Source organism: Pseudomonas sp. MD195_PC81_125, from assembly GCF_014060985.1.
GTDB lineage: Bacteria > Pseudomonadota > Gammaproteobacteria > Pseudomonadales > Pseudomonadaceae > Aquipseudomonas > Aquipseudomonas parakoreensis.
In genome coordinates this window covers 1-3,438 of sequence record NZ_JABULD010000705.1, presented here as the reverse complement: position 1 = coordinate 3,438, position 3,438 = coordinate 1, and the positions used below count along the sequence as shown (strand labels likewise).

2 protein-coding genes and 1 pseudogene are annotated in these 3,438 nt (G+C 62.0%); 1 reads left to right on the top strand and 2 read right to left on the bottom strand.

Going from position 1 to position 3,438, the window contains the following annotated elements; all coding sequences use genetic code 11:
- The first annotated feature begins 191 nt into the window (after window positions 1-191).
- Window positions 192-1,162, top strand: a pseudogene (locus tag HT737_RS27635) (AraC family transcriptional regulator).
- Window positions 1,163-1,349: 187 nt separating this feature from the next.
- Here HT737_RS27635 and HT737_RS27630 read toward each other — a convergent pair.
- Entirely contained in the window at window positions 1,350-3,269 is a 1,920-nt protein-coding gene (locus HT737_RS27630) for a tyrosine-protein phosphatase (RefSeq protein ID WP_182404416.1), read from the bottom strand.
- On the bottom strand, window positions 3,233-3,438 hold a 206-nt coding region (locus HT737_RS31395; RefSeq protein ID WP_220459531.1), incomplete at its 5' end, for a hypothetical protein. The genes HT737_RS27630 and HT737_RS31395, both read right to left, overlap by 37 nt.

Sequence of the window (3,438 nt, the reverse complement as noted above, 5' to 3'; positions counted from 1 at the left end):
TTCCTTTGAGACTGTTTGCACCCAGACAATCCATCTGCCTGGGCCAGAAGCATCCGTCAGATGAGAGGCCGCTCTTGGCCGAAAGCAGACCTGCCTCCACCGACTAATTCGCCGTCACAAACCTGTCACCCCCAACCTGCTAACCTCCCCTGCGCCACTGACCCAAGAGCCCCAAAAAAAGGTGCCCCAAGGTGTACTCCGTCGCCCCACCCCGCCAAACAATCATCCTCCGCTCCGAAAACCTCCACGCCGAAGACTTCGGCGCCCTCTTCTCCCGGTTCTTCGGCAATCGCTACGCCGACTCCCCGCCAATCCCTTCCAGCATCATCATCGGCGGTGTCTACGGCAGGCACGACGGCGTGAGTTTCCGGCGCATGCATTACCACGGTGATTTCACTGTCACCTTCCCCGAGCCGCAGGACGAGATCACCTTCGTGATCCCCACGGCGGGCAAGATTGTCTTCAACCACCGCACCGAGTCCGTCGGTGTGGCGCAGGTGGGGTTGGCGATTGATAAGGCGGATATCCGTTCGATGCGGTTTCTCGACGATCACGCGCAGCACGGGATTTCGGTGAGTCGGGCGCAGCTCACGGAGCGGTTGTCGGCGTTGTTGGTGCGGCCGGTTGTGCAGAAGATTGTGTTTGAGCCGGTAGTGGATCTGCACACGGCGGCGTTTCGGGGAATCAAGGCGTTGATTGATCTGGCGACGGGCACGGAGTTTGATCTGTTGCTCAACAGCGGCACGCTGATGCCGTCGCGGTTGCGTGAGATGTTGATTGATGCGGTGCTGGAGGCGTGGCCGCACAATTTTACCGAGGCGTTGCGCCAGCCTGCACCGAGGGTGGCGCCGCGGCATGTGAAGTTGGCGATGGCGTTCATTCAGGCGCATCCCGAGCAATTGGTCAGTGGCGTAGAGCTGGCGCGGTTGAGCAATGTCAGTCAGCGCGCTTTACAGGAAGGGTTTCGACGGTTTGTCGGGATGTCGATTGTCGCGTATCAGCGGCAGGTGCGGCTTGGCGCGGGCATTCGAGGCGCTGCGGCATTCGGCGTCGGTGACGGAGGTGGCGTTGCGCTTTGGCTTCAGCAATGTCGGGGCGGTTTTGTCAGTATTTTCAGCAGGCGTATGGGGTGAGTCCGGCGCAACTGAGGGAGCGGGGTTGATTGGTTTATAGGCAAGTAAGCTTTTGGGTCAGTTGACGGTGATGTTGGCTGACATGACGCCTTCGCGAGCAGGCTCGCTCCCACAGGGTTAGGCGGTAAATCAGGGTTGCCAATCCCCTGCCTTCACCCGTTTTTGCTGGTGCTTTGTGAATAGCGGTCATCCTTGACCTGATTGTCATCCCGTCACTTAGAACGTGTAACTGGCCTTGAGGCTGCCGCTGAAACCGTGGCTCTCACCACCGCCACTGGCACCGACTTCTGCGCCGACGCTGACCGCGCCGAGGCTGGCCATCAGGTTGACGCCGCTGCTGAACTGGTCGCGGTTGTCGAAGGCGGCGCGTTGTTCGATGTCGAGGCCCAGGAGGTGACCTTGGCTGTTGACGTCGTTGTTGCCCAGCGTGCGCTCGTAGCCGACTTGTATGCCTGGCACCAGTTGCCAGGCGCCCATCGCCACCGGGGCGAACGCCACGTTGAGGTTGGCGACGGCACTGCGGCGGGTGGCGGTGTTGTCGTCGACGTCGAGGGACAGTTCGCTGCCCTTCTCTTGGAAGCCTTTGAGGTCGAGGTGGCTGATGCGCACACCGAGGCTGGGTTCGAGAATCATGCCGTTGACCGGAGCGCGGTAACCCAGCGCCAAGGTCGCGCCGGTGAGGTTGCCGTGGGTGTCGCCCTTGGCGGTGCCGAGGCCGCCGCCGAGTTCGCGTTTGCTGGCGTAATCGACGTAGCCGGCACTGGCATTGGCGTCGACGAACAGCCCGCGTTCCAGGCTGGTGAAGCCGTAGCGCGCACCGAGGTTGAAGAAGGTGAAATCGGTATCGGCCTCGCCACTCGCGCCGCCGACGGTCCCTTTGCTGTAACCGAACCCGCCGCGGGCGCTGAGTTGTTCGGAGAAGCGCTGGGTGATGCCGACCATCAGGCCTTGGCTGTGTTCGTTGCTGCTCTCGGCGTGGGACGAGCCGTCGGTGCCGAGGTAACCGGCGAGCGCGGTGGTCCACAACCGGTATTGCCCGATTTTCAGGTCGGAGCCGCTGGCGTAGGGGGCGGCGGCTTGTTCGATCAGCGCGTTCTGCCGCAGCAGGTAGCTGGCGGCGTCGGCATGAACCTGGCCGCCGACCTGAGCTTCGACACCGCCGAGGGTGCCGGCGTCGATCGCCGATTGCAGGTAATAGTTGTAGGCGCTGTAGGTGCCAGACAGGTTGGTGCTCTGCAATTGACGCAGTAATTCGGCACCGGCAGCGGCGTTGCCGATCAATCCGGCCTGCCCCGGCAGGCTGTTGTATTCGACCAGTTTCCCGCGCAGCACATAAATGGTTTCCTGCGACAGGCCGAGGCCTTGTTTGAGGTAGTTGTCCATGCTGCCGTATTCGGCGGTGACCTCATCAAGACCGGCCTGCAGGTAGCTGGCCTGCACGCCAAGCAGCGGCGCATAGATCGAGGCCATGCTCGGCGACAACGCTTTGAGGGTCGCGGCGACGCGGGCGGCGGTGTAGTCGTTGGTCGCCAGGTAGTTGGCCATGATGGTCGCGTTGTCGACGCCGGCGATGCTCTGCAGCACGGCGGCGGTCCAGCCGGTACGGTCCTTGCCGGCAGTGCAATGGAACAGTTGCGCGCCGTCGGTGCTGGCCAGTTCGTTGAACAACTTGCCGAACTGCCCGCGCATCCCCGCGTCGCTGACGAAGGCGCGGTTGGTCTGTTCCATCATGGCGATGGCATCGGCGGCGCTTTTGAACGACACGGTGGTGATGTTCGCGCCCGAGGTGGTGCTGCCGATGATGTCGATGTTCTGGTAGGTCGCGCCACTCAGCATTGTGTCCGGCGTACCAGCGATTTCGCTCGGCGTGCGCAGGTCGTAGACGGCTTTGATGCCGAGGCTGTTGACGGTCGCCAGATCCGCTGCCGACGGCGTGATCGCGTTGGAGCGGTAGAACACGCCACCGCGCATCGTGCCATCGTGGGCCGTGGAATACGCGGTGGTCAGCCCGGCGACATCACGGAAGTTGTCGATGCTTTGCAGGCGCGGCGTGTCGAGCACGACGGTCTCGGCAGCGTGGGCAGCAGCGATGGACAGGCTCAGAACGGACAGCGAACACACAAGACGTTGAAACACAGTGCAGCCTCATTGGAATTAGTGTTGGGCTGGCTACTATCTGCAATCAACTGATACCGAATATGACAGAACGACTGCGCAAGAAAATGGCTGCGCGATCGGGCCATGGGCTGCGTTTTTTTGTCCGTGGTTAACAAAAAACTGTAGGAGCTGTCGCAGGCTGCGATCT